We start from the raw sequence: 20,246 nt of genomic DNA, 5'->3' as shown, positions 1-20,246 counted from the left end.
CGGCGTTATCCGCCGATACCTCTCCTCGGAAGACTGCTGAGACGCCCCATCCCCACGGCGGATAGCCGCGAGCGGTTAACCGCCCAGCACGGGAAGGGCTTGTTCAGGCACGGACTACTGGACCAGCTGGTTCATCTCGATGATCGGCATCAGCACCGCCATCACGATGGTCAGCACCACCCCGCCCATGACCACGATCATCAGCGGCTCGAGCAGCGCGGTCATGCCCATGGCGCGGCGCTCGATGTCGCGCGACAAGGTCTGCGCCGCGCGGTCGAGCATCGGCGGCAGCGCACCGGTCTTCTCGCCGCTGGCGATCAGGTGGGTGAGGATCGGCGGGAACACCTGCCGCGTGCGCAGCGCCGAGGCCAGCGAGACACCTTCGCGAACCTGCGCGGTGGCCTCCTCCACCGCCTGCGCGAGGCAGTCGTTGGCCAGCGTCTGGCGCGCCGCATCGAGCGCGCGCAACAGCGGTACGCCGGCGCTGCCGAGGATCGCCAGGGTGGAGGCGAAGCGCGCGGTATTCACCCCGAGCACGAAGCGTCCGAGCAGAGGCAGGCGCAGCACTCGCCGGTGCCAGCCGAGCCGCGCCTGCGGGTCGCGCAGGTACAAGCGCCAGCCCCAGTAAGCGCCACCGATGGCGCCGGCGCAGAGCCAGCCCCAGGCGCGCACGAAGTCGCTGGCCTGGAGCATCGCCCGGGTCAGCGCCGGCAGGTCCTGGCGCGCCTGGGAGAAGGCGCTGACCACCTGCGGCACCACGTAGCCGAGGAGGAAGATGACGATGCCGATGGAGACCACGCCGACCACCGCCGGGTAGATGAACGCGGTGAGGATCTTGCCGCGCAGGGCGTTGCGTTCCTCGATGTAGTCGGCCAGGCGCTCCATCACCTGAGCCAGGTCGCCGGACTCCTCGCCCGCCGCCACCAGCGCCCGGTAGATTTCCGGGAAGTCCCGCGGCCGTGCGGCAAGGGCGTCGGCCAGGCGCATGCCGCCGCGCACGTCGCTGCGCACGGCGCTCAGGGTCTGGGCGATGTGCTTGCGCTCGGCCTGGTCGAGGGTGGCGCTCAGCGCCGCCTCCAGCGGCAGGCTGGCGGCCAGCAGGCTGGCCAGCTGGCGGGTGGCCCAGGCCAGGTCGCCGTCGGACAGGCGCGGGGCGAACAGCGCGCCCGCCCCTTGCCCGGCCCCGCCGCCAGCCTGCTCGCGGACCTCCAGCGGGGTCAGGCCGCGGGCGCGCAGTTGGCCGAGGGCGCCACGCTGGCTGTCCGCCTCCAGGGTGCCGGTCTCGATCCGGCCCTGGGCGTCGGCGGCTTCGTAGCGGAAGGTCTGCATCAGGCGTCCCGGGTCACGCGGAGGATTTCCTCCAGGGTGGTGGAGCCGCTGGCGATCCAGCGCTCGCCGTCCTCGCGCATGCTGCGCATGCCGGCGGCGCGGGCGGCTTCGCGGAGATCCTGCTCGGCGCGGCCCTGGTGGACCAGGCGGCGGATCTCGTCGTCGATCACGAACAGCTCGTGGATGCCGGTGCGCCCACTGTAGCCGGTCTGGTTGCAGGCAGGGCAGCCAACCGCGCGCCAGCCGCCGTCCTCTTCGACCCGGCAATGCGTGCACAGGCGCCGCACCAGGCGCTGGGCGAGTACGCCAAGCATCGACGAGGCGAGCAGGAACGGCTCGACACCCATGTCCACCAGCCGGGTCACCGCCGACACCGCGTCGTTGGTGTGCAGCGTGGCCAGCACCAGGTGTCCGGTGAGCGAGGCCTGCACGGCGATCTGCGCGGTCTCCAGGTCGCGGATCTCGCCGATCATGATGATGTCCGGGTCCTGCCGGAGGATCGCCCGCAGGGCTACGGCGAAAGTCATGTCGATGCGCGCGTTGACCTGGATCTGGCTGATCCCCGGCAGGTCGTACTCCACTGGGTCCTCGACGGTGAGGATGTTGCTGGTGCTGGCATCGAGCCGCGCCAGGGCGGCGTAGAGGGTAGTGGTCTTGCCGCTGCCGGTGGGCCCGGTGACCAGCACGATGCCGTGCGGCTGGCGGATCAGGTTGTCCAGCGGCGCCAGCACGCCCGGGGCCATGCCCAGGGTCTCCAGCCTCAGGCGCCCGGCCTGCTTGTCGAGCAGGCGCATCACCACCCGTTCGCCGTGGCCGGTGGGCACGGTGGAGACGCGAATGTCGATCGGCCGCCCGGCTACCCGCAAGGCGATGCGGCCGTCCTGGGGCAGGCGTTTCTCGGCGATATCCAGCTGCGCCATGATCTTGATCCGCGACACCAGCGCCGCGTGCAGCGCCTTGCGCGGCGCGACCACGTCGCGCAGGGCGCCGTCGACGCGGTAGCGCACCACCGAATGGGTCTCGAAGGGCTCGATGTGGATGTCGCTGGCCTCGTCGCGCGCGGCCTGGGTCAGCAGCGCGTTGATCATGCGGATCACCGGCGCGCCATCCTGGGTGTCGAGCAGGTCGGTGACCTCGGGGATATCGTCCATCAGGCGGTCGAGGTCGACCTCGCTCTCCGCCGCGCCGACCACCGCCGCGGCGCTGCCGGTATCGGAGTAGGCGCTGGCCAGCAGGGTGTCGAGTTCGTCGTCGCGGACGCTCTCCAGGCTGGCCAGCGCATGCCGCTGGCGCACCTCGCTGATCGCCCAGCCGGGCGTGCGCGGGCTGACCAGCAGGGTCGCGCCATGCTCGCCCGGCCGCAGCAAGGCGCGCTGCGCCTTGGCCCAGGCGTAGGGCAGCAGGCTCATAGCGGCGCCGCCTCGCCCAGCGGTACCGCGCGCAGCGGCCGCGGGCTCGGGCGCAAGTCGTAGGCGGCCTGCGGGATGCCCTGCTGCGCCGGCGGCAGCACCGGAGCCTGCATGTCGCCGACGCTCCAGTCGTGGCGCGGCTGCACGCGCTGCTGGGCGCGGCGGATGAAGTCGTAGCGGTTGAGGGTGATGCTGCGGCCGGCGGCGGCATCGCGGACGATGTAGGGACGCAGGAAGACCATCAGGTTGGTCTTGGTCCGCGAGCGCTTCTGGTAGCGGAACAGCGAGCCGACGCCGGGGAGGCTGGAGAGTCCGGGAACACCGTCGGTGTTGTCCTGCACGTTGTCCTGCAACAGGCCGCCGAGGACCATGATCTGGCCGTCGTCAAGGAGGATGCTGGTATCGATCGCGCGCTTGTTGGTGACCACCCCGGCGGCGGTGCTGGCGCGCTCGTCGACGCTGCTGACCTCCTGGTAGACGTCGAGCTTGACCGTGCCGCCCTCGGAGATCTGCGGACGGATGTTCAGCTTCAGGCCGACGTCCTCGCGCTGGATGGTCTGGAACGGGTTGTTGCTGGTACCGCCGCCGTCGGTGACGTACTGGCCGCTGACGAAGGGTATGGTCTGGCCGACCATGATGCTCGCCGACTCGTTGTCCAGGGTCAGCAGGTTCGGGGTCGACAGGACGTTGGTGCCGCCGCGGCTCTTCAGCGCCCGGGCGAGCACCTTGAGGTCGAGGATCTTGCCGATCCCGGGGATGTCCACGGTGCCATCCACCAGGCCGATGTTGAGCCCCTTGGGCAACACGTCGATGGTGTTCTTGCCGGCCGTGTTCAGCGCCGACTGGCCGAAGTTGACCCCGCCGAACACGCCGTTGCCGCCGAGGTTGCCGGCCTGCCACTGGATGCCGAACTCGCTGGAGTCGTCTTCGCTGACCTCGACGATCAGGCTTTCGATCACCACCTGGGCGCGGCGCTGGTCGAGCAGGTCGATGACTTCGCGGAGGTTGCGGTACAACGGCTCGGGTGCGGAAATCAGCAGGGTGTTGGTGGTGGCGTCGGCCTGTACGGTGACTCCGCCGGCGGAGAACGCCGAGTTCTCCTCGCCCATCGCACCGGGTCCGGCGCCGCCCTGGCCGCTGCCCATCGCACCATAGGCGCCGCCGCTGCGGTTGCTGCCGCCCAACCCGCTGGAACCGCTGCCCGTGGTATTGCCGCTGGTTCCCAGACCCTGGCTACCAGTACCGCTGTTGCCGCCACCGAGCATGCCGCCGCCGCTCAGGCGCGCGCGCTGCTGGTCGCCCTCGTTGCTCTCGCCGCCGCTGTCGCCGGTGATCAGTCCGCGCAGGGCCTGGGCCAGGCGGGTCGCCTGGGCGTTGCGCAAGTAGACCACATGGAGGTTGCCGGGATTGCTTTGCACGCTGTCCAGCTTGCCGATCAGGTCGCGCGCCAATTGCGTGCGCTCGGGGCTCGGCGAGCGGATCACGATGCTGTTGGAGCGTGGGTCGGCGAGCACCACGGTCTTCTGGCCCTGCTCGGCGCCGCCGCTGCCCTGGCTGTCGAGCAGTTCGGAGACGGTGCTGGCGATGTCCACCGCGATACCGTTCTGGATCGGCACCACGTCGGTGTCGCTGGCGCTGGGGATGTCGATGCTGGCGATGATCCCGGCGACCCGGTCGAGGTTTTCCGCGTAGTCGGTGACCACCACGGTGTTGTTCCCCGGATAGGCATTGATCGGGTTGTTCTGCGCGACGATCGGGCGCAGCACCGGGATCAGGTTCACCGCGTTCTCGTAGCGCAGGCGGAAGGTCCGCGTGACCATGCCGTTGGCCGCCGGCCGGTCGGCGCCGTAGACCGGCCCGCCGAGCAGCTTGGCGTCGGCTTCCGGCACCACCTGGCTGACCCCGTCGACGTCGACCACGCTGAAGCCCTGCATGCGCAGGGCGCTGGTGAGCATGCGGTAGGCGGTGCGCGCCGGCACCTGGCCTTCGGAAACCAGGGTCAGCTTGCCCTTCACCCGCGGGTCGACCAGGAACTGCCGGCCGGTGGCGCGCGACAGCGCGCGCACCACCGCTTCCACCTCGGTATCGACGAAATTCAGGCTGACCGGCTGCTCGCCGAGTTCGGCCGCTGCCGCTGAGACCGGAGCCACGGCACCGGAGCGCGCTACGCCGCGCCCGGCACTCAGCGCGCGGCGGGCCTGCTCGGCCTGGGGCCGCTCGCGGACGTCGGCGCTGCGCAACGGCGCACCGGAGCGGACACTGCTCAGCGGCCGACCGACTTCCTCGTCGGCCGGGGGCACGCCGGGGACCTTCGGCGTCTCGCTACACGCCGCGACCAGCAGCGCGCCCAGCGCCACGCCCAGTACAGGCCAACGACGCCGGGCATGGTGGAAAGCTGATTGCCTCATGGGGAATCCTTGGGAGCGGAAGTCGACTGCAAATGGATCGAGGCGGACACCAGCCCGCCGGACGGCTCGCTCGAAGAGCCAGAGCGCTCCTCGGAAGGAGCGTCGAGACGCGTCACCTGCGCCTCGCTGACGCTCAGGCGCAACGCTGCCGGGCTGCGCGCCAGCCAGCGCAGTAAGGCCTCGCCGGACACGCTGGCGAAGTCCAGTTGCCATTGGCCCGGTTGCGGGGCGTCCAGTTGGAAACCGTCGAGTCCCTGATCGCGCAGGCTGCGACGGATCGCCTCGGCGTCCGCCGTACCGCTCAGGGTCGGACCGCGCAACGCCTCGACCTCGCGCAACACGCCGTCCACCGCCGCGGCCTGCGCACGCAGGCGCGGCAGCTCGGCTTGCCAATGCTCGATCCGCGCCAGCGGCGGATCGATGAACACTTGCCAGGTCAGCGCCAGGCATAGCGCCAGGCCACCGCCGGCGAGAATCTTGCGCTCGCGCGGCGCCAGTTGCCGCCAGTAGGCCTGCAGCCGCAGCAGCAGGGGACTCCAGCGCTGCGCCGGGGTATTCAGTAGGCCCGCCAGGCGCTTATTCATCTTCATCGGCAGCCGCCTCGGCAGTGCCACTGTCTGCCGCGCCAGCGGCCGGCGCTGGCGGCGCTTCCATGGCGCGCACCTGCCAGCCCTTGTCGGAGGCATCGGCCTGCAACCCGTGCTTGCCCAACTCGCCCTGCCAGGCAGCGGCATCGCCGCCTGGCGGTCCCGGCAGCAGCTCCAGGTCCAGTTCGCCGGCGTGGTAGTCCAGTCGTCGCAGGCGCCCGGCGAGGAACGGCATCGCCTCGCCGGCGCCATGCAGCAGCGCGGCCAGTCCCGGTGCGGCATCGCCATCGGCCTTGCCGGCCAGATAAGCGTCGCGTCGCTCGCGAGCCTGGCGTAGCGGATCGAGCACCACCGGCAGTTCCGGGAAGGCCTGCTGCACGCGTTGACTGCTCTGCCGTTGCAAGGACTGGCCCTGCCCGGCCAGTTGCCCGGCGTACAGGTTCAGACCGGCGACCCACACCAGCAAGGCCAGGGCAGCGCAGACCAGGGGCATCTTCCAGGTGCCGTTGCCGGCGCTCGTCGCCGGCGCTTTCAGCGCCAATCCCCACGGACTGGCGGGCCCGCTCCAGCGCAGCGCTTCGTCCAGCGTCTCGGCCCGCTCCAGGGCTGCGGAGCGCCACGCCGGTCGCTCGCCCAGCCAGAACAGCCGCAACTCCTGCGGGACCTCAGCGAGGCCCTGCTCCGGCAAGGGATGGACCGCAGCGTCGCTCAGCGAGCGGCGCAACAGCAGATGGCCGTCCCACTCGCCGGCCACCCAACCGTCATCGCGCAACGGCAGGAGGAACGGCGCGGCCTGCACCTCCCGCACGTCGAGCCGCAGCCGCTGCACGGCCTGCTCCAACGAGGCCAGCGCCGACGCCTCCAGCCACCCCAAGGTCAGGCGCCCGTCGGCGCCGCGCGGGCCGTGGGCCAGGCGTAGCTGCGCCGGATCGCCGAGGACCAGCGCCTCGGCCGCGCAGTTCACCGCGGCGGCGAGCTTCGCCGCAGGCAGCGCCGGCAGTTCGAGACTGACCAAGCGGCAATCGCGCGGATGCAGGAACAGCGCCACCGGCAATCCCTGGCGCCGCCGCGCCAGTTCCGCCAGCGAGACCTCGATTCGTTCCTGCACCGCGCCGCGCGCATCCAGGCGCAAACAATGCAGCGGCGCCGCCTCGGCGAACTCGCTCAGCGGCGGCAGCAGGCAACGCCAGGCGGCTTTCATGAGCCCACCCTCATCCAGTTGACCGCCGTGCTTTCACCGGCCTTGCGCTGCACCAGGGCTTGCAGGCGCACCTCTTGCCGGTCGCGCCGAGCATAGGCGGTGAGCAGGAACCAGTCGCTGGTAATCCCGACCTTCACCGACTGCGCCTGCAATTGCGGCATGTTCAGGCGGTTGACGAAGTCGCCGCGATTGAGGAACCAGCGGCCCCGGTCACGCTCGCCGAGCACCCGCCGCGCCTGCTCCAGGCCGAGCCCCGGGACGCAGGCGGCGAGCACTTCGGCGCGTGCGGTATTGCCGTTGATCCAGGTGGTTTCGGGCAGGATGGTGACGTAGGGCCGCAGGCGTTCCAGGGTCGCCGGCGGAATGCCCAGCCGCGCCAGGTCGTCGAGACGCCTGAGCGCCGGCATGCGCGCCGGAAGCGCACGCAACACGGCGCCCGGCGAAGTCTCGCGGCCGCTGTCGAAGCCTGCGGGTTGCGTCTCGGCCGGCGGCGCTTCGGCGGGCAGCCGTGCATAGGAATCGAGTACCCGCTCGACGATCAGCCGCGTCTCCTTCGGGCGCACGCCGAGCAGACCGGCGAGGCGTTCGAAGTTCGCTCGCTCCTGGAAATCGGGTCGCTGGTCGACCAACAGGTTGCGCAGGTTGAACTTGCCCTGCTCGTCTTCCAGTTGGCCGTTGAACGGCAATTCGGCGCTGCTCAGACGCAAGCCACGCATCGGTTGCGCCCAGCGCTGGTCGAGGCGGGTCAGCGGGTCGCGGCGGCTGTCCTCGAGCAGCAACTGGCGGCTCCATTCCAGGCCGCCGCGCAGCATCCAGCCGGCCTGGATGCGTAGCTGCTCGCTTTCCAGGGCGCGGATGAATGCGCTCTGGCGGGCGATCAGGCCGGCGGCTATGACCGCGACCACGGTGACGATCAGCAGCGCGCTGATGATCGCCATGCCGCGCTGGCGATGACCGTTCATGGCGCGCTCAGAGCTGCCAGGAGCCGATGTCGGCGTTGATGCCCTCGCCGCCCGGCTGCCCGTCGGCGCCGAGGGAGAACACGTCGATCTCGCCGTTTACGCCGGGATTCAGGTACTGGTAGGGCTTGCCCCAGGGGTCGTTGGGCAGGCGCTCCAGGTACGAGCGCCAGTTGCTCGCCGAGGCATCGGCAGGACGCTCCGCGAGCACCTTCAAGCCCTGCGCCTGGCTCGGATAGCGGCCCTGATCGAGGCGGTAGAGCTTGAGCGCCTGCATCAGCCCGGAGATGTCCTGGCGCGCCGCGGTGGCACGGGCCTGGTCGGGACGGTCGAGCACCTTGGGCACCACCATCGCGGCGAGGATGCCGAGGATCACCACCACCACCATGATCTCGATCAGGGTGAAGCCCCGCTGTCCCCGATATCCTTTCGGGCTGGAGCTGAACTGCACGACATCCATCTCGACACTCCTCGGCATGGTTCGATTCGCCGCGGATTGTTTCAGGAAGATATGTCAACGATATTGAAAATCCTCGGGTGCGCCGCTCTTCCGGCGGCGCCCGCAAGGCCCTGGAGCCGGGCTTTCCGGCAGGCGCCGGGGATGGTTCGCGGGAGCGCCCTCCCGAGCTTTTGTCAGGGATCGGTCAGATTTCCCGGCTAGCCTGAAAGTCCCCTTTCGCCGACCTTTCCGCGATGTCCACGCGCCTGTCTTCCCGCGGTTTCACCCTGATCGAAGTGCTGGTCGCGCTGGCCATCGTCGCCATCGCCCTGGCCGCAGCGATCCGCGCGGTGGGCCTGATGACCGACGGCAATGGTCTGTTGCGCGACAAGTCGCTGGCCCTGCTGGCAGCGGAGAGCCGGCTCGCCGAGCTACGCCTGGGCGTCGGCGCGGCTCCGGGAAACAGCGATTTCGAATGCTCCCAGGGCCGCCTGCGGTTGTACTGCGAACAACGCGTCGAGGCCACCGACGACCCCGCGCTACTGTGGGTGGAAATCCGTGTGCGCACGCAGCGCGAACAGGCGGTGCCGCTGGCGCGCCTGAACACCCTGCTGAGCCGCTCCCGGTGATCTCAACCGCGCTTGAGGGTAGCCAGCGGCGGCGGTTCGGCGAGCCGCTGCATGGCCACCCGGCGAACCTCGCCGTTCTGCTCGATGAGCACCGCGTCAGCCTCGATCCGCCGCACCTTCGCCGCACGTGCCAGGACCTCGCCCTCGCGATAGGCCTGGGCCGGCGCGCCGTTCACCGAGAGGATGGCGATCGCCGCGGGACCACCGCTGATCAATCCCGCCAGTTGCACCTCGACCTCACCGGAAGGCGCCGCGAACCAGCGTTGAGCGGCGTCCTCGCCGCTGGGCGGCGGAACGTCGGCGACCTCGGCCTGGACCACGCCGGGAATCGGCGCCAGCAACAGATAGCCCCAGAACAGCAGGCCGGCGAGGATCGCCAGCACGGCGGCAAACTGGACCAGGCGGGGCGGATCGATACGGGGCATGGCCGGCATGGCGGGGCTCTCCTGGCGTATGGGCGACGGGCGCCACGAACGGCGCCCCGGCACCAGCCTAGCGCGGAATTCTCTCCGTTATGTTTCACAAGCCGATCATCTTCGTCGGGCACTCTGGAAACCTCTCTCTTCGCGGAGCGGCATCCGGTGAGGCGACCCCGGCAAGGCGGTTTCACCCTGATCGAACTGATGGTGGTGCTGGTAATCGTCGGCATCGCCACGGCGGCCATCAGCCTGAGCGCCCGCCCCGACCCGACGGGCCTGCTGCGCCAGGATGCCGCGCGCCTGGCGCGGTTGCTGGAAATAGCCCAGGGCGAAGCGCGGGTACGCGGTACGCCGATCCTCTGGCAGCCCAGCGCCAAGGGCTATCGCTTCAGCCCGCAGGCCTATCGCGGCAAGACCGACGCCTTCGCCGCCGACACCGAATTGCGCGCGCGCGACTGGCAGGCCGCGCCGCTGCGGGTCAGCGTGCGCCCGCCGCGACCGGTGTTGCTGGACGCCGAATGGATCGGCGCGCCGTTGCGGATAACGCTCTCCGACGGCCAACACAGCGTCACCGTGCTGCGCGAGGCGAACGGCCATGTCCGGGTACACTGAACGCGCGACGACGCGGCGCCGGCAAGCCGGCTTCACCCTGATCGAGGTGATGGTCGCGATCATGCTCATGGCCATCGTCAGCCTGATGGCCTGGCGCGGCCTGGACAGCATCGCCCGGGCCAGCGCACACCTGGAGGACAGCACCGAGCAGGGCGCCGCGCTACTGCGCGCGCTGAACCAACTGGAGCGCGACATCGCCCTGCACAGCGCCATCCGGGAGGAGTCCGGCCTGCCCAGCGGCGACGAGCCGATCCGGGCCGGCGACAGCCTGCCGCCCGGACTCGCACTGAAGCGCCTGAGCGAGATCCCATTGCGCCTGGACATCGTCCGCGCCAGTACCGAGCCAGGCGCGCCGCTGCAGCGCGTGCGCTGGTGGCGACAGGGCAAGGTCCTCTACCGCGCCGCCTCGCCCAGCGGCGACCGCCTGCCGTTGCCGCCGCTGGCGGAGCGGGTGGCTGTGCTGGACGACGTGAGTCGGTTCGAGATCCGTGCCTGGGTGCCGGGAAAGGGCTGGACGCGCCTGCCGGCACGCAGCAAAGTCCGCGCCAGCGGACTGGAGATCAGCCTGGCACGGGTCACCCGCAACGGCGTGGAGCGCTATCGACGGGTGGTGGCCCTGCAATGAAGCGGTGGCTCAGCCGAGCAGCACCACCCCGCCCGGCAGGCGGGTGACCTCGATGCCATAGGCATCGCGGATCAGGGTCGCCACGTCGGCCAGTTGATCGAGGCTGAAACGGGCCTGGACCCGGCGTCGGCCAAGGGCCTTGTCCAGCAGCAGGAGCATGCCGGGACGGTAGCGGTTGATTTCGTCGATCACCGTGGCCAACGGTACGTCGTTGAACACCAGCATGCGCTCGCGCCAGGCCATCACCTCGGCAACGTCGAAAGGCACCGGCGGACCGTTGCGTCGCTCGTCGAAGGTCAGTTGCTGGCCGGCCTGGAGGTCCAGGCGCTGGCCGAGGTGTTCGAGCCGCACGCTGCCCTCCAGGCAGGTCACCACGCAAACGTCACCGCTGCTGCGCACATTGAAGCGGGCCCGGCTAGCGCTCAGCCAGGCGCTCCCGGCCATCACCCGCAGGCTGCTCTGCGGCGGGTGGCTGGCGATGATCTCGGCCTCGCCGCCGAGCAGTTCGATGGTTTCCTGCTGCTCTTGATTGCGCCGCACGTTCAGGCGGGTGCGGGTGTTCATCTCGATCCGCGTCTCGCCGCTCACCTGCACCTGGCGTTGCTCGCCGACCGCCGTGACATAGTCGGCGCCGCCCAGGCCATGGTCGAGCAGCGACGGGCGCAAGACGAACAACGCCACCGAGGCGGCCAGCGCACCGCCGACGAACCAGCGACGACCGAAACGCCTCGGCGCGATCTGCGCCACGGCCGGCGGCTCCAGCGGCAGAGCGGCGGCACTGCCGAGTGCCTGCCAGAGATCGCGCGCCTCGACGAACGCTCGCAGGTGTTGCGGGCTGCGCGCACACCACTGGCGGAAGGCCCGCGCGTCGCCCTGGGTGACGCGTCCGGAGGTCAGGCTGATCACCCAGGCGTGCGCTTCGTGGCGAAGGTCGCCGGTTTCATCGGCGGCGGAGTCTGAGGCTGTCATGACTGTGCTGTACGGACACCGGAATGGCTCATGGGATGGATATGGCGGCGGTTTTCCACCTGCTTATGCTTATGACGGTTTTCCGGCCCCGGGACCGAACCTCTGGATGACTTTTCTTTCCAGGCGCTCCGCGCAGAACCACAGGGCGGCCTTGAGTTCCTTCTCCACGGTGCGGGTGGAAATGCCGAAGCGACGGGAGATTTCCGCATGCGGCGTCTCTTCCAGGCGCGAGGCGATGAGAATCTGCCGACGCCGCGCCGGCAGTTCGCAAAGCGCCTCCAGCAGGCGACGGATCTCGGCGTGACCGCCGACGATGCGCTCCGGGTCGAGGCCTTCGTCGGCCACCTGCAACAGCTCCGCCACCTCCTCCCCGGTGAGCAGGCGGGCGTCGCCCTCGCGGCGGTCGGCGGCAATGTTCAGGGCAATGCGGAACAGGTAGGCCTGGGGCTTCTTGACCTCCAGGGCATCATCCAGCCGGTCGACTCTCAGGTAGGTTTCGTGCAGCACGTCGCACGCCAGGTCCTCGGAGCCCAGGCGCCGTTTCAGGCGCGCCTTGAAGTCGTCGTAGGAGGCGAGGAACAGCTTCACCATCGCGCTTTGCCGCGAATCGCTCATGACCCTCCCACTCCCTCCGTCAGCTTGCATTCCATGGCCTTGCCCGTCGTCTTCGGCAGCAACAGGATGGTCAGCGGCTGGGCCAGCGTAGCGGGCGTCGCCTGCATCACCCGCACGCCGCGCAGGCTTTCCACCAGGGCGCTGTCCCGCTGCGGGTCGCCGGTCGAGCCGAGCAGGCGACTGTGGCGAACCTCGCCGAAGCGACCGATCCAGAGTTGCAGCACCGCGCGATAGGTACCCGGACGAGTGCGCGGCGACCGGCACAACTGTTCTTCCAGCGCCGCCTGGACCGCTCCCGCGTAGCGCCGATCCAGCGGCTGCTCGACCTTCGGCATCTCTGCCGGCAGCGGCGCAGCGTTCCTGACGGCCTGCGCCGGCAGCAGGGTGAACGCTTCCTGGCTGGTGTAGCGCGCCATCAGGCCGGTTCCGCCGAGCAGTCGGGTCAGGGCGTCGCTGGCGGTGAAGCGCCCCTGCAAGCGGGCCGAGCGCCGTCCACGGGCCAGTTCGCCATCCACCAGAACCGCCATTCCCGTCACCCCGCTGTAGGTCACCAGCGCCGATGCCAGGCTCTGCGGAGGAATATCGAACGCGTGCACCGCCAGGCGCAACGGCGGCCTGCCGCCATCGCCCGGCACGGCGCCGGACGCCGGCAGCAGCATGCCGAGACCGAGCAACGACACTGCGCACGACCTTGCCACCCCGAGGATCGACATCAACGGATTCCAGTCCGAACTACCCGGTTCAGGCCAGATGGCCATCACCCAGGAGGGACATCCTGATGGCACTGTGTGACTGTGGTGTGACGGTACCTGCGGTGACATGTTTTCACCGATTGCCGTATAAGCGGGAAACCACCATCCCAGCGCGGGAGAATCGCCATGCACCGTTCATCGCAGGTTCTGCCGGCCCTGATCCTGGGCCTGGCCATGAACGCCACCCTGGCCGACGAGCCGACGCCGCCGGCGAACTGCATCAACACCGAGGTCAACGGCTACCAGGCTTTGTCCTATGAATGCCTGAGCCAGCAGATGGCCGATCCTGACAGCGCGGCCAGGGCCCGCCGCGAACAGGAGCTGGATTCCGCCGCCATCGTCCGGCGTCCGCCAAACCAGCTCGGCCTGTACAACCAATCGGCGACGCGCATTCGCCTGGGCACCTCGTTCGGCAACTCAGTGGAAGCGCAGCGGCCGCCTCGCTAAGGGCCTCCGCAGGTCCGCGTTCCTGGCCGGCGGCGCAAGACAGAAAACCCCGGCAACCAGGCCGGGGCAATCGTCGTCGGCGAGGTTGGCCGCCGATCAAAGGACAAGGAACGCCCCTCAGGCGAAGGTACGCTCCAGCAGGTCGCCGAAACGATTGAAGGCATCGCTGGCGCCCTTGGCGGCCAGGCGCTCTTCTTCCTCGTTCAGCTCGATGCCGTCGAGGATCGCCACGAAGCTCTTCCAGCCTTGCGCGCGGCCGCCTTCCGGCTCGGCCAGATGGCGGGCGCCGAAGTTCTCATCGAGTTCGAGCGCGGCGGCTTTCTTGAACAGGAACGCAGCGCCCAGCTTCGAACCTTCGGAAACGAACAGCCAGCCCAGTGCCTCGGCCAGGCTCAGGTCGGCCTCGCGCACGCTCTGATCGCCCTCCGGCACCGGATGGCCGAGGTCCGCCAGGTCTGCACGAGCGGCGTCGTCGCGGGCGCGGGAAGCCAGGCCGGGGAACAGGCGGGCCAGCGCTTCGTTGCGATAAAGCGGCTCCAGGTCATGCTGGAAGAGGTACTGGGCGGCGACGAAGCGGGCGAAATTGTCCCGGCTGGCGAAGGGTTCCTTGCTCTTCACCAGGCTCTCCAGGCGCTGGTGCGGCTCGTTGGTCAGCAGGTTGAGGCGTTGCGAACGCAGGTTTTGCCGAGTGGATTCAGGGGCCAGGGTATCATCCATAGGGGAATTCCTTTCGAGGGACGGAACGCACTGGGCCGACATAGCGTGCCCAGGATCAATAACGATTCTCAATTATATTCGTTATTGAATCTCAGTGTCACATGAAAGGATGCCGACCGACTGCCATTGACCAGAAAAGGACTACAGCAAATACTGTATTTACATACAGTATTCGAGTTATTTCCTTGGCCTCCCTTTCATCCGTAGCCGACATCACCCCACCCGCAGCCGTCGCCGGACGAGGCAATGGCATAGCGCTGAGTGCGCTGCTCGACGCACGTAGGATCTGGAAAGGCCAGTCCGCCGTGCCGGCCGGCGCTTCCCTGCCCACCGGGCATGCGCGCCTGGACGCACTGCTACCCGGCGGCGGTTGGCCGGAGCATGCCCTGAGCGAAATCCTCCATGCCCGCGACGGTGTCGGCGAACTGCAACTACTGATGCCGACCCTCGCTCGCCTGACCCAGGCGCAACGTCGCGTCGTACTGGTCGGCGCACCCTACGTACCCTATCCGCAGGCCTGGCTGGCCGCCGCGGTCGACCTGCGCCACCTAGTCCTGTTGCAGGCCAGCGGACGCGACGCCTTGTGGGCTGCCGAACAGTGCCTGCGCTCGGGCAGTTGCGCCGCTGTGCTGTGTTGGCCGCAACAGGCCGACGACCGCGCCCTGCGCCGCCTCCAGGTCGCCGCCGAAAGCGGTCAGGCCCTGGGTTTCGCCTATCGTCCCCTGCGCGAAGCGGTCAACCCTTCGCCGGCAGCGCTACGCCTGTGCATCGAAACCCGCCCCCCACGCCTGCGCATCCTCAAGTGCCGGGGCGGCCTCGCGCCGGCGACCGCCCTGCCAGCCAGCGCCTGGCAATGAGGCGGCCATGCTCTGGGCTTGCATTCTCCTGCCGCAACTGGCCATGGACAGCGCGCTGCGTCAACGGAGCAATCCCGACGCACCGCTGGCGCTGCTCGGCGGCCCAGTGCAGCGCCGGCAGTTGCAGGCGGTCAACCCAGCGGCACGCGCGCTCGGCCTGAAGCCCGGTCAATCGCTGATCGCCGCCCAGGCCCTGAGCCGGGACTTCGCCACGGCGGAATACGACCTCGCCGCCGTGGAGCGCTGGCAGGCCTTCCTCGCCGCCTGGGCCTACGGTTTCAGCTCGCAGGTCAGCCTGCACTATCCGCGCGCGCTGCTGCTGGAAGTGCAGTCCAGCCTTGCCCTGTTCGGCCCCTGGCCACGCTTCGAGGCCCGCTTGCGCAAGGAACTCACGGCGCTGGGCTTCCGCCATCGCCTGTGCCTGGCGCCGAACCCGGTGGCGGCGAGGGCCCTGGCGAACAGCCACGACGGCCTGGCCATCGAGGACGAGACAGCGCTGCAACGCCAGTTGTCCGCCCTTCCGCTGGACCGCCTGGGACTCTCGCGGGAGCTGGCCGTCGCCCTCGGACGCATGGGACTGCGCCATCTGCGCCAGGTCCTCGAGTTGCCGCGCGCCGCCCTGGCCCGTCGCTTCCCGGCCGAACTGCTGTTGCACATCGACCGCCTCTGCGGCCGCAGCCCACTGGCGCTGGAGCACTACCGGCCGCCGGACACCTTCGACCTGCGCATCGAACTCAATTTCGACGTGGAATCGCACCAGGCCCTGCTCTTCCCCCTGCGACGGCTGAGCGCCGATCTCGCCGCCTTTCTCGCCGGACGCGACAGCGGCGTGCAGCGCTTCACCCTGCATCTGGAGCATCACGGGCGCGCCGACAGCCAGGTCACGGTCGGCCTGCTCAGCGCCGAACGCGAGGCGGCCATGCTCTTCGAACTGACCCGCAGCCGTCTCGAACAGCTGCAACTGCCCGCCCCCGTGCATGCCGTGCGCCTGGAGGCCCGCGAGCTGCCTCCTTTCACGCCGCAGCACCGCGAACTGTTCGACGAGCGCCCACAGCAGTATCTCGGCTGGGAACAGTTGCGGGAACGCCTGCGCGCGCGGCTGGGCGACGAGGCGGTACAGGGCCTGAGCGCCGTCGCCGAACACCGTCCGGAGCGAAGCTGGCGGCCGCACAGCTGCGACAGGGCGCAATCGCCGGCAGCCTGCGGTCTCCGACCCGGCTGGCTGCTGGCGGAGCCACGCCCCCTCGGCGAGGCCTTGCCCACCGTGCTGGCCGGCCCGGAGCGGATCGAGTCGGGCTGGTGGGATGGCGAAGACATCCGCCGCGACTATTACCTGGTGGAAACCCGCAGCGGACAACGTGCCTGGGTCTATCGCGAGGTCGGCAGCGAAGGGCCGCTGTGGCTGCATGGCTGGTTCGCATGAGCGCCTACGCCGAACTGCATTGCCTGTCCAACTTCAGCTTCCAGCGCGGCGCCTCCAGCGCCGCGGAACTCTTCGCCCGTGCAGCGCGCCTGGGCTATCGGGCCCTGGCGATCACCGACGAATGCAGCCTGGCCGGTATCGTGCGGGCCTGGCAGGCGGCGCGGGAGCATCAGGTACAACTGATCGTCGGCAGCGAAATCCGCCTCGAACAGGGGCCCAAGCTGGTCCTCTTGGCGGAGGACCTGGAGGGCTACCAGAACCTCTGTCGCCTCATCACCCGCGGCCGGCGACAAGCCGACAAGGGCCACTACCGGCTGCTGCGCGAAGACCTGCAACAGCCGCTCGCCGGCCTGTTGGCGATCTGGTTGCCGAACGACCATGAGGACGAGCAGGCAGCCTGGCTCCGCGAACGCTTCCCCCAGCGCCTTTGGCTGGGCATCGAGTTGCATCGCGGCGCCGATGACGATGCCCGCCTGGACAAACTGCTCGCGCTCGCCTCGCATCTCCGGCTACCACCCGTGGCCTGCGGCGACGTCCACATGCACGCCCGCGGCAGGCGAGCCCTGCAGGACTGCATGACAGCGATCCGCAACCATCTGCCGGTCAGCGAGGCCGGCGCCTATCTCTTCCCCAACGGGGAACGCCACTTGCGTACCCTGGAGGCCCTGCAGGGTATCTACCCGCAAGCCCTGCTGGCGGAAACCCTGAAGATCGCCGAACGCTGCCGGTTCGATCTGGAACAACTGAAATACCAGTATCCACGCGAATTGGTACCGGCCGGACACGACCCGGCGTCATGGCTCCGCCATCTCACCGAACAGGGCATCGCCAGGCGCTGGCCGAACGGCGCGAGCGCCAAGGTCCGCAAGCAGATCGAGAGAGAACTCGAGCTGATCGCCGAACTGGGCTATGAAAGCTATTTCCTCACCGTGCAGGACATCGTCGCCTTCGCCCGGGGCCGGGAAATCCTTTGCCAGGGCCGCGGCTCGGCGGCCAATTCGGCAGTGTGCTTCGCCCTCGGCATCACTGAGTTGGACCCGGACCGGACCAACCTGCTGTTCGAGCGCTTCCTTTCCCGCGAGCGCAACGAACCACCGGACATCGACGTGGATTTCGAACACGAGCGCCGCGAGGAGGTCATCCAGTACGTTTTCACACGCTACGGACGCCAGCGCGCGGCGCTGACCGCGGTGGTCAGCACCTACCACGGCGCCGGCGCGGTGCGCGACGTAGCCAAGGCCCTGGGTCTGCCGCCCGAGCAGGTCGACGTCCTGGCCAACTGCTGCGGTCGCTGGAGCGACCAGGCCCCCAGCGCCGAACGCCTGGAAGAGGCCGGCTTCGATCCGCAGAGTCCGATCCTGCGCCGGGTGCTGGCCCTGACCGACGAGTTGATCGGTTTTCCGCGCCACCTCTCGCAGCACCCCGGCGGCTTCGTCATCTCCGAGCAGCCATTGGACACCCTGGTCCCGGTGGAGAATGCCAGCATGGCCGAACGCACGGTGATCCAGTGGGACAAGGACGATCTCGACGCGGTCGGCCTGCTCAAGGTCGACGTCCTCGCCCTGGGCATGCTCAGCGCCCTGCGCCGCAGCTTCGACCTGATCCACGCGCTGCGCGGCGACAAGCGGTTGAGCATCGCCAGTATCCCGAGCGAAGACCCGGCCACCTACGAAATGATCAGCCGCGCCGATACCATCGGTGTGTTCCAGATCGAATCGCGCGCACAGATGGCCATGCTGCCACGCCTGCGCCCGCAGAAGTTCTACGACCTGGTGATCCAGGTCGCCATCGTCCGCCCAGGGCCGATCCAGGGCGACATGGTGCATCCTTACCTGCGCCGGCGAAACGGAGAAGAGCCGGTGGCCTATCCGTCCGCCGAACTGGAGGAAGTCTTCGAACGAACCCTGGGCGTCCCGTTGTTCCAGGAACAGGTCATGGAACTGGCGATCGTCGCCGCCGACTACACGCCGGGCGAGGCGGACGAACTGCGTCGCTCGATGGCCGCCTGGAAGCGTCATGGCGGCCTGGAACACCACCGCGAGCGGCTGACCCGGGGCATGCTCGCCAACGGCTACGAGGCCGACTTCGCAGCGCGCATCTTCGAGCAGATCAAAGGCTTCGGCAGCTACGGTTTCCCTGAATCCCACGCCGCCAGCTTCGCCCTGCTCACCTACGCCAGCAGTTGGCTGAAGCGTCACGAGCCGGCGGCCTTCGCCTGCGCCTTGATCAACAGTTGGCCGATGGGCTTCTACAGCCCCGACCAGTTGCTCCAGGACGCCCGCCGCCACGCCCTGCAGACACGCCCGGTGGATGTCCGCCACAGCGGTTGGGATTGCAGCCTGGAGCCGTTCGGCCAGGCGCAACCGGCCATACGCCTTGGCCTGCGGATGATCCGAGGCTTTCGCGAGGAGGATGCCAGGCGTATCGAGCAGGTCCGGGAGGCCCAGCCGTTCCTCGACGTGCACGATCTTGGCCGACGCGCCAGGCTCGACGCCCGGGCCCTGGAGTTGCTGGCCGATGCCAGCGCCCTGCGCGGTCTCGCCGGACACCGGCACAAGGCGCGCTGGGCCGTCGCCAGCGTCGAGCCGCAATTGCCGCTGTTCGCCGAAGGGACCGTCATCGAAGAGAGCACGGTCAGCCTGCCACTGCCTTCGCGCGGCGAGGAACTGCTGAGCGATTACGCTCTCCTCGGCACCACCCTCGGCCCGCATCCGCTGAAACTCTTGCGTGGACAGCTCAAGGCCCGCCGCTGCCGCGACTCCCGCGAACTGGCGAAACTGGGACATGGACGACCGATACGGGTCGCCGGCCTGGTGGTCGGCCGGCAGCGCCCACAGACCGCCAGCGGCATCACCTTCATCACCCTGGAGGACGAGTTCGGCATGGTCAACGTGGTGGTCCGGCACGACCTTGCCGAACGGCAGAGGCGGCCATTCCTCGAGTCCCGGCTGCTGCAGGTGGAGGGCATCCTGGAGTCCTCCGGCGAGGTGCGCCACGTCATCGCCGGGCGCCTGCATGACCTGAGCCCTCTACTCACCGGCCTGGACGTCCGCAGCCGGGATTTCCATTGAGACAAAGAAAAAGGCAGCTCGAGAGACGAGCTGCCTTGGGATGGCCAACAGGGATGGCCACGAAGGGGGGAGCGCTCAAGATACTGTTTATTCATACAGTAAATCAAGCGATTCCCTTCACCGGAAGCCATCTTTTGTCTTTCTCCTCGAAGCGAGGCTCTAACTCGCGGATCGGGATCGGTACGGCGAACGCAAGAGCGCCAGCGTCATGCGGATCCGCCCGGACTCTCGCTACGCTAGACGCGAAAGAGGACATGCCAGGAGGGGTTCGGCAAGGTGAACAGGAAGCACGCCTTTTTCCGCGCGCAAAAGCAAAACCCCTGGTCATCGCTGACCAGGGGTTTTGGGATAGGAGCTTGACGATGACCTACTCTCACATGGGGAGACCCCACACTACCATCGGCGATGCGTCGTTTCACTACTGAGTTCGGGAAGGGATCAGGTGGTTCCAACGCTCTATGATCGTCAAGCAATTCGGTTGGATATCCGTTCGCTTGGGCTTACGTCTATCCGGATTCAGGTATGTGATTTCAAGGTGTTTGCGGTTCATGCGAACTTTCGGTTCGTCGACTTCACCTTACAACACACAATCATCAGATTGTTTGGGTGTTATATGGTCAAGCCTCACGGGCAATTAGTACTGGTTAGCTCAACGCCTTACAACGCTTACACACCCAGCCTATCAACGTCGTAGTCTTCGACGGCCCTTCAGGGGAATCAAGTTCCCAGTGAGATCTCATCTTGAGGCAAGTTTCCCGCTTAGATGCTTTCAGCGGTT

Annotated in this window: 19 protein-coding genes and 2 rRNA genes; 7 read left to right on the top strand and 14 right to left on the bottom strand. The window is 68.5% G+C overall.

Features of this window, described 5'->3' with window-relative positions; genetic code table 11:
* Positions 1-114: 114 nt before the first annotated feature.
* Genes gspF through gspG form a run of 7 tightly spaced genes read right to left on the bottom strand, consistent with a single transcriptional unit; the run spans position 115 to position 8,353 of the window.
* Entirely contained in the window at positions 115-1,329 is a 1,215-nt protein-coding gene (gene gspF / locus AC4OR5_RS27140) for a type II secretion system inner membrane protein GspF (protein WP_022579875.1), read from the bottom strand.
* On the bottom strand, positions 1,329-2,738 hold the full coding sequence (gene gspE, locus AC4OR5_RS27135; protein ID WP_003120811.1) for a type II secretion system ATPase GspE: 1,410 nt from the start codon (positions 2,736-2,738) through the stop codon (positions 1,329-1,331). The genes gspF and gspE overlap by 1 nt, the downstream gene beginning before the upstream one ends.
* Positions 2,735-5,146, bottom strand: a complete 2,412-nt coding sequence (gene gspD / locus AC4OR5_RS27130) for a type II secretion system secretin GspD (RefSeq protein ID WP_058160280.1) — start codon at positions 5,144-5,146, stop codon at positions 2,735-2,737. The genes gspE and gspD overlap by 4 nt, the downstream gene beginning before the upstream one ends.
* Positions 5,143-5,736 carry a type II secretion system protein M gene (locus AC4OR5_RS27125; protein ID WP_009315211.1) on the bottom strand — a complete coding sequence of 198 codons (594 nt, stop codon included), beginning with the start codon at positions 5,734-5,736 and terminating at the stop codon, positions 5,143-5,145. Before AC4OR5_RS27125 ends, gspD begins: the two co-directional genes overlap by 4 nt.
* Positions 5,723-6,934 carry a type II secretion system protein GspL gene (gspL, locus tag AC4OR5_RS27120; RefSeq protein WP_034029453.1) on the bottom strand — a complete coding sequence of 404 codons (1,212 nt, stop codon included), beginning with the start codon at positions 6,932-6,934 and terminating at the stop codon, positions 5,723-5,725. The genes AC4OR5_RS27125 and gspL overlap by 14 nt, the downstream gene beginning before the upstream one ends.
* Entirely contained in the window at positions 6,931-7,896 is a 966-nt protein-coding gene (gene gspK / locus AC4OR5_RS27115; protein WP_058156472.1) for a type II secretion system minor pseudopilin GspK, read from the bottom strand. Before gspK ends, gspL begins: the two co-directional genes overlap by 4 nt.
* Before the next feature lie 7 nt (positions 7,897-7,903).
* Positions 7,904-8,353 carry a type II secretion system major pseudopilin GspG gene (gspG, locus tag AC4OR5_RS27110; protein ID WP_491952854.1) on the bottom strand — a complete coding sequence of 150 codons (450 nt, stop codon included), beginning with the start codon at positions 8,351-8,353 and terminating at the stop codon, positions 7,904-7,906.
* Between the two features lie 233 nt (positions 8,354-8,586).
* Here gspG and gspI point away from each other — a divergent pair, with 233 nt between their 5' ends.
* Positions 8,587-8,961, top strand: coding sequence for a type II secretion system minor pseudopilin GspI (gspI, locus tag AC4OR5_RS27105; protein ID WP_003085347.1), 375 nt, complete (start codon positions 8,587-8,589; stop codon positions 8,959-8,961).
* A 2-nt stretch (positions 8,962-8,963) separates the two neighbouring features.
* Here gspI and AC4OR5_RS27100 read toward each other — a convergent pair whose 3' ends face one another.
* Positions 8,964-9,395: a type II secretion system protein N gene (locus AC4OR5_RS27100; protein ID WP_004366502.1), complete on the bottom strand. Its 432-nt coding sequence runs from the start codon at positions 9,393-9,395 to the stop codon at positions 8,964-8,966.
* Between the two features lie 147 nt (positions 9,396-9,542).
* On the opposite strand from AC4OR5_RS27100, the gene gspH reads away from it, so the two are divergent.
* Positions 9,543-9,992 carry a type II secretion system minor pseudopilin GspH gene (gene gspH / locus AC4OR5_RS27095; RefSeq protein WP_003111910.1) on the top strand — a complete coding sequence of 150 codons (450 nt, stop codon included), beginning with the start codon at positions 9,543-9,545 and terminating at the stop codon, positions 9,990-9,992.
* Positions 9,976-10,617 carry a PulJ/GspJ family protein gene (locus tag AC4OR5_RS27090; RefSeq protein WP_022579871.1) on the top strand — a complete coding sequence of 214 codons (642 nt, stop codon included), beginning with the start codon at positions 9,976-9,978 and terminating at the stop codon, positions 10,615-10,617. Before gspH ends, AC4OR5_RS27090 begins: the two co-directional genes overlap by 17 nt.
* Before the next feature lie 9 nt (positions 10,618-10,626).
* Here the strand turns inward: AC4OR5_RS27090 and vreR are convergent, their stop codons facing one another.
* From vreR to vreA, 3 genes are all read right to left on the bottom strand, one after another.
* Positions 10,627-11,586: an anti-sigma factor VreR gene (vreR, locus tag AC4OR5_RS27085; RefSeq protein ID WP_003106396.1), complete on the bottom strand. Its 960-nt coding sequence runs from the start codon at positions 11,584-11,586 to the stop codon at positions 10,627-10,629.
* A gap of 69 nt (positions 11,587-11,655) precedes the next feature.
* Positions 11,656-12,201 carry an RNA polymerase sigma factor VreI gene (gene vreI / locus AC4OR5_RS27080; RefSeq protein WP_003085329.1) on the bottom strand — a complete coding sequence of 182 codons (546 nt, stop codon included), beginning with the start codon at positions 12,199-12,201 and terminating at the stop codon, positions 11,656-11,658.
* Complete coding sequence (gene vreA / locus AC4OR5_RS27075) at positions 12,198-12,914, bottom strand: TonB-dependent outer membrane receptor VreA (protein ID WP_003120815.1); 717 nt, start codon at positions 12,912-12,914, stop codon at positions 12,198-12,200. Before vreA ends, vreI begins: the two co-directional genes overlap by 4 nt.
* 165 nt (positions 12,915-13,079) lie before the next feature.
* On the opposite strand from vreA, the gene AC4OR5_RS27070 reads away from it, so the two are divergent.
* Entirely contained in the window at positions 13,080-13,400 is a 321-nt protein-coding gene (locus tag AC4OR5_RS27070; protein ID WP_003116538.1) for a hypothetical protein, read from the top strand.
* A 117-nt stretch (positions 13,401-13,517) separates the two neighbouring features.
* On the opposite strand, the gene pigA is transcribed toward AC4OR5_RS27070, so the two are convergent.
* A complete protein-coding gene (pigA, locus tag AC4OR5_RS27065) occupies positions 13,518-14,117 on the bottom strand; it encodes a biliverdin-producing heme oxygenase PigA (protein ID WP_023092217.1) in 600 nt (199 codons plus the stop codon).
* A gap of 251 nt (positions 14,118-14,368) precedes the next feature.
* Here pigA and imuA point away from each other — a divergent pair, with 251 nt between their 5' ends.
* From imuA to dnaE2, 3 genes are read left to right on the top strand one after another with little or no spacing between them, the layout of a single operon-like run.
* On the top strand, positions 14,369-14,974 hold the full coding sequence (gene imuA / locus AC4OR5_RS27060; RefSeq protein WP_031627677.1) for a translesion DNA synthesis-associated protein ImuA: 606 nt from the start codon (positions 14,369-14,371) through the stop codon (positions 14,972-14,974).
* A gap of 7 nt (positions 14,975-14,981) precedes the next feature.
* Entirely contained in the window at positions 14,982-16,397 is a 1,416-nt protein-coding gene (locus AC4OR5_RS27055; RefSeq protein WP_058160281.1) for a Y-family DNA polymerase, read from the top strand.
* Positions 16,373-19,468, top strand: a complete 3,096-nt coding sequence (gene dnaE2, locus AC4OR5_RS27050; protein ID WP_079992420.1) for an error-prone DNA polymerase — start codon at positions 16,373-16,375, stop codon at positions 19,466-19,468. The genes AC4OR5_RS27055 and dnaE2 overlap by 25 nt, the downstream gene beginning before the upstream one ends.
* 354 nt (positions 19,469-19,822) lie before the next feature.
* Here the strand turns inward: dnaE2 and rrf are convergent.
* Both rrf and AC4OR5_RS27040 read right to left on the bottom strand, forming a co-directional pair.
* A 5S ribosomal RNA gene (gene rrf, locus AC4OR5_RS27045) occupies positions 19,823-19,938 on the bottom strand.
* A gap of 143 nt (positions 19,939-20,081) precedes the next feature.
* Positions 20,082-20,246: ribosomal RNA gene (locus tag AC4OR5_RS27040) — 23S ribosomal RNA — on the bottom strand; the annotation flags it as partial.

The organism is Pseudomonas sp. YA1, assembly GCF_058680555.1.
The sequence above is the reverse complement of the archived record's forward strand: the minus strand, read 5'-3'. Positions and strand labels throughout refer to the sequence as shown.